This window comes from Pseudoalteromonas sp. APC 3250 (assembly GCF_030407915.1).
Classification (GTDB): Bacteria; Pseudomonadota; Gammaproteobacteria; order Enterobacterales; family Alteromonadaceae; genus Pseudoalteromonas; species Pseudoalteromonas tetraodonis.
In genome coordinates this window covers 37,717-43,820 of sequence record NZ_JASDCM010000024.1, presented here as the reverse complement: position 1 = coordinate 43,820, position 6,104 = coordinate 37,717, and the positions used below count along the sequence as shown (strand labels likewise).

Genomic DNA, 6,104 nt, shown 5'->3' with positions numbered 1-6,104 from the left:
TATTCATGCTGTTGTGTGGTAACAAGCCTAATTGCACGTTCACGAAATTCTGATGTATAGCGATTTGATTTTTTCATAGTTCCAGTTTCTCAAGTTATTGAGTCTCTGGCAAACACGGGGCGATTCATATTGCTTATTTAACAACGCTAAATAGCAATATTATAAAATATATGTTTATTTTTAATCATTTATTAACTAATGTTTATAAGCGTACATTAACAGTTGAATAATTTAAGGAAATATAAGCCTCCCATGCCGCAAAAAAGTCTTTCAACAAAGTTACTCACTCGGGTTTTATCAGTTTATTTTATACTGACCTTTGTGGTGACCTGCGGGCAAATTTTCGCAGAGTACGTCAATACTAAAGATTACATACGCGATGAACTTGGCACATTACAAAAGACCTTTGGTAGAAGTTTAACCAGAGCAATTTGGGAGCTAAATATAAAGCAAACCACCACAACCGCAGAGGGGTTACTCGATATACCTATGGTTGAGGGGGTTATTATTCGTGACGATAATGGCGCTATTATTTCTCAATTAGGCCGCGCACTAAATATTCACAATCTTTACAGTCAGCAACTTGTGCAAGAAGATGTCATGGTAGAGGACACCAAAGCCGGTTTATTTGGCTATACATTTCCACTTATTTTTGAGTTTTCAGGACGAGCAACGCAAGTAGGCGATGTTACTTTATTTTCTAGTCGCGATGTAATTTTTAGTCGCATTATGCTCTCTATCTACTTTTTGATTGGTAATGCCATGATTAAAACAACTTTTTTAATCATCTTATTTTTAATTGCATTTAGAAAGTTACTCACCGAGCCCCTTACTCAATTAACCGAGCAAATTGAATACCTTGAGTTAGAAGAGCTTGATGGTCAACAGGTTAAAATAGTCACCGATGAAAATAACGAGCTTAAAGTAATGGAACGCTCTTTTAACAATCTGATTTCGAAGGTTGTTGAGTATAAAAAAGAGTTAAAACAAACTCAGCATGACCTAATTGAAAGCAATCAAAAGCTGGATCAACAAAACTTACAACTTGAACAGGATGTTGCGCGTAAAACATCAAATTTAAGCCAAGCAATGATCGATCTACAGCAACAAAAATATGAACTAGAGCGACAAAAAGCAGTTTTAACAGAGGAAGTCGATTTACGAAAGCAAACCGAACAAGAACTGTTAAGCAAACAAACTCAGCTGCAAAGCTCGCTCGATGAATTAAGCTTTGCGCAAGAGCAACTGGTTGGCTCAGAAAAAATGGCGGTATTAGGCGGCTTAGTGGCGGGGATCACTCATGAAATTAATACCCCTATTGGTATTGGCGTTACTGCCACCTCTTTTTTACAAGAGCGATTAACCGAAATAGAAACTGCGTATAAAAATAAATCATTATCGTCTGCGGCGTTAGAAGGCTTTATTAATGATGCAGCGCAAAGCGCTCAACTACTCTCTCACAACTTAGAACGTGCCTCAGATTTAATAACCAGCTTTAAACAAATTGCGGTAGATCAGGCCAGTGAAGCTCTAAGAACAATTAACTTTAAAGACTACATCAACGAAGTTATACGCTCTTTGCACCCACAAATTAAAAAAACATCTCACAGCATTCGTCTACATTGCCCAGATGATTTAATTATTAACTTACCTGCGGGAGTCATTAGCCAAATATTTACGAACCTAATTATGAACTCATTAGTGCATGGTTTTGAAAATATAAACAGCGGCCAAATCACCATAGATGTAAATACTGATGAAAACGACCTCATCATTAATTATCAAGATAACGGTTTAGGTTTAAAACCGGCTCAACTAAAGCGTTTATTTGACCCATTTTTTACCACCAAGCGTGATGAGGGTGGCAGCGGCTTAGGTGCCCATATTATTTTTAATTTAGTAAAACAAACGCTCAATGGTAAAATTGAAGTAAGTAGTGAGCCTGGGCAAGGATTACACTACCGTATTTCGTTCCCTAAAAACATGTCATCTCCCCTGCCACTTTTTAAACTCGATTAAGCTAAATCAGCCGTTTCTAGAAGCGGCTTTTATTGCTATGATTGCACAAATTTTTTAAATGGATCATTCCCCTATGTGGTTTAGTAACCTTATATGCTATCGCTTTAAACAAGACGTTTCATACACACAAGAAGACTTTGATAAGGCATTAGAGCAAGATCTATTTCGTCCTTGTACTGGCCAAGAGTTGGCAACATTTGGTTGGACAAAAGCATTTGGTAAACATGGTGAAACTCTTTCTCATTTCTCACAAAAAAGTATTTTAGTGTGCGCTAAACGTGAAGAAAAAGTATTACCAGCCTCGGTAATAAATGAGCTGGTAGCAGAAAAAGTTGATCAGATTGAAGCCGAAGAAAATCGCCCAGTAAAGAAAAAAGAAAAAGATGAACTAAAAGAAAACATCTTACACACCTTATTGCCACAAGCATTTAAAAAATCGAGCTTGCAGTTTGCTTTTATAGACCAAGAAAATGGGTGGGTGGTAGTTAATAGTGCAAGCTTTAATAAAGCAGAGGAACTACTTGCTCTATTACGTAAATCATTAGGGACATTACCCGTTGTTCCTGCGTTTGCTAATTATGATTTAGACGTATTTTTAACTGACTGGCTTACTAACTTTAGTACTCCAGAGGGCTTTGCAATTGGATCAGACGCTGAACTTGAAGAAGCTGATGACAGTGGTGCTCAGGTAAAACTCAAAGGCCATGACCTATCGTGTGACGAAGTGAAGTCGCACCTTGAAAGTGGTAAGCGCGTTACTAAGCTTGCCCTTGATTGGCAAGAGCGCGTTAAATTTATGCTACAAAACGATGGCTCAATTAAACGTTTAAGCTATTCAGAAACACTTAAAGAAGAAAATGCCGATATTCCTAAAGAAGATATGGCGGTTAAACTAGATGCTGATTTTATTCTTGCATCTGAAGAAATTAAGCAATTGCTAGAAGAGCTTACACAGGGCTTAGGTGATGCTGACGATTTAGCGTAAAAACTTTATTAAATAGTATTAAAAATAAAAGCACGATATTAATCGTGCTTTTTATTGTTCAAAAACAAGTTATACCAATTGCATTAAATTAGTGATCTATTATAGCGACAAAGAAATAAGTCGATAACAAGGCAAAAATTATGATACATAGTTGTTCTATATAAATAATTTTTAACGCAGGTAGCGGATTATTTAATACGCTAGAATAATCATGTTTTTAATAAAATTGGTATTAACTAAACATTTCTTTTACGTCTTCAACCATATGCAAATACTCTTCACTCTCTAACATTTCTAATGAAGGAAATATGCCTTTATCAATATACGTTTGCAGCGCTGCTGACTTATCAGATACTTGTAAGGTTCCCTCAAGGATTGCACCAACACGAATAAAGTCGATATAACTCACCTCAGCAGTACGATGATTCACATCTGCCCAGTGCTGCGCGACCTCAACAAACACATCAGGAAATTCCCATGCTTTCATGATTGAACCACCAATTTTACCACTTAAACGTTGAATCGCATGGGCTAAAAAGCTGGGGCTTGCAAACACTTCAGGGTGACGCTCTGCTTCAGTTAAAATGGGTAACACCCCAATATTATAAACTAATGAAGCTAATGTAATGGCATCGCGATTTAGCGATGTATGGGTATTTCTTTTTAAGTAAAACTCCATTAATGAAATAGAGTGCGAGGCCACATGCAGCGTTTTATGCCACGCCTTTCCCATGTAGCCTTTTATTAACTCGTTGTTAGATACAAATAACTGCTCCATCGCCATGGCTGTGGCAATATTTTTTATTTGCCTAAGCCCAATACGTGTTACGGCTTGGTGCAAGTTAGACACCTTTACAGCTCGGCCCATAATTGCACTATTTGCGACTTTGATCATCCGCGCCGACAATGCAGGATCATGTGCTATCACATCTGACATTTGCATCAAATTAACATCGGGGTTATCTGCGGCTTGGCGAACCTTAATCGCTACCTCTGGTAACGTAGGTAACACCAGTGTGTCGTTGTTAATTCTGTCAACCAAAATTGTGAGTAAGGCATTCTCTGTAGACATAAAATATCCCTTTGCTTAATGACCTACACTTTACAGCAAGTCTTATATTATTAATTATTTCAAAGCTTAGCAGTACTAAACATATACCCAAAGTAGAAAAAATTGTAGATAATTATTGATTATTTACTAGTGCCTCACTGATTTATGCGCACTAACGCCTAATACTTGCTATTTGCTAGTGTGTTTTGCTTTAATGCAAACATGCTAAGGCACATTAACACGCTTTCAGTACCTTAACTTACAGTATACAAGTTATAAAATAGACTTTTTAAAGGCAATATAATGATCTTAAATAAAATTAGCCAAGCAATACTGCTCTCTGGCATCGTTTTTCTTAGTGCCTGTTCTGAGCAAGCACCGTCTTCAAACAATACGCCGCAAAGCTCAGCGCCAACGGCTTCTCAAGCGCCTTCAGGGCCAACACTCGTTAATATTGACCGTCAACGCTTAGACATATACACAGACTTCAGCTTACAAAGCGATTTGTCACACTTATCTGAGAACCAAAAAGCCATGGTTGCCAAGCTTATTGATGCTTCAAAAATTATGGACGATTTATTTTGGAAACAAGCATTTGGTAAAGATAAGCAAGACTTTTTAGCACAACTAGATGATGAAAAAGTACGTCAGTTTGCTGATATCAACTATGGCCCATGGGATCGCTTAAACGGCGATGAAGTATTCTTATCAGGCTATAAAGAAAAGCCGCTTGGGGCCGGTTTTTACCCAGCCGACATCACCAAAGAAGAGCTTAATAACGCTGATGTAAAAGATAAAACAGGGCTTTACTCACTTATTAAACGCGATGAACTAGGTAATTTATACAGCACGCCTTATTCAGAAGAATATGCAGTAGAGCTTGCCCAAGCAGCTAAGTTACTTAGAGACGCTAGCAAATTAGCTGACGACAAAGAATTTGCCAACTACCTAAACTTACGAGCTGACGCAATACAAAGCGATGATTTCCAAGCCTCTGACTTTGCTTGGATGGATATGAAAAATAATCCTATCGATGTTGTTATTGGCCCAATTGAAAACTACGAAGACCAATTATTTGGTTATCGTGCTGCCTATGAATCGTATGTACTAATTAAAGATTTAAAATGGAGCGAACGCCTGGCTAAATTTGCTGCCTTTTTACCTGAGCTGCAAAAAGGCTTACCTGTTGATAGCAAGTACAAGCAAGAAGTACCAGGCTCAGATGCTGACTTAAATGCCTACGATGTTGTTTATTATGCTGGGCACTCAAATGCCGGCAGTAAAACCATTGCAATTAACTTACCAAATGATGAGCAAGTACAGCTAGAAAAAGGCACACGTCGCTTACAGCTTAAAAATGCAATGCGAGCGAAGTTTGATAAAATTTTAGTCCCTATCGCAGAGCAGTTAATTGTGCCAGAGCAACGTAAACACATTACCTTTGATGCATTTTTTGCTAACACTATGTTCCATGAAGTAGCTCACGGTTTAGGTATTAAAAATACTATTACCGGCAAAGGTACCGTTCGCCAATCTCTACAAGAGCATGCTAGCGCCTTGGAAGAAGGTAAAGCCGATATTCTTGGTTTATACATGGTTGAACAGTTACTTAAAAAAGGTGAAATCACCGAAGGTACATTAGAAGATTACTACACCACTTTTATGGCGGGTATTTTCCGCTCAGTGCGCTTTGGTGCTTCAAGTGCACATGGTAAAGCAAATATGATCCGCTTTAACTTTTTTGCTCAAGAAGGTGCCTTCTCTAAAAATGAAGACGGCTTGTATAGCATCAACATGGATAAAATGGGCGACGCTATGGCTAAATTATCGCGCCTTATTTTAACCCTGCAAGGTGACGGTGATTACGAAAAAGTTGATCAACTGATTGCAACTCATGGCGATATTAAAGCGGAACTAGCTAAAGATTTAGAAAAGTTAAGCAAAGCAAACATCCCTGTAGATGTGACCTTCAAACAAGGCAAAGATGTGCTTGGCCTTAATTAATATGCGCTAAATTAGCTCACATAAAAAAAAGCGTTACACTGTAAC

At 37.9% G+C, this 6,104-nt stretch carries 4 protein-coding genes; 3 read left to right on the top strand and 1 reads right to left on the bottom strand.

Annotation, left to right across the window (positions count from 1 at the left end):
• The first annotated feature begins 252 nt into the window (after positions 1-252).
• Positions 253-2,019, top strand: a complete 1,767-nt coding sequence (locus tag QL986_RS17590; protein WP_013464224.1) for an ATP-binding protein — start codon at positions 253-255, stop codon at positions 2,017-2,019.
• Between the two features lie 73 nt (positions 2,020-2,092).
• Positions 2,093-3,004 carry a recombination-associated protein RdgC gene (rdgC, locus tag QL986_RS17585; RefSeq protein WP_008111993.1) on the top strand — a complete coding sequence of 304 codons (912 nt, stop codon included), beginning with the start codon at positions 2,093-2,095 and terminating at the stop codon, positions 3,002-3,004.
• A 232-nt stretch (positions 3,005-3,236) separates the two neighbouring features.
• Here rdgC and QL986_RS17580 read toward each other — a convergent pair whose 3' ends face one another.
• The gene (locus QL986_RS17580; protein ID WP_013464223.1) at positions 3,237-4,076 is read right to left on the bottom strand and encodes an HDOD domain-containing protein; all 840 of its coding nucleotides are present in this window, start codon (positions 4,074-4,076) and stop codon (positions 3,237-3,239) included.
• 282 nt (positions 4,077-4,358) lie between these two features.
• Here QL986_RS17580 and QL986_RS17575 point away from each other — a divergent pair, with 282 nt between their 5' ends.
• Positions 4,359-6,059, top strand: a complete 1,701-nt coding sequence (locus tag QL986_RS17575) for a Zn-dependent hydrolase (RefSeq protein ID WP_290191764.1) — start codon at positions 4,359-4,361, stop codon at positions 6,057-6,059.
• Positions 6,060-6,104 lie beyond the last annotated feature (45 nt).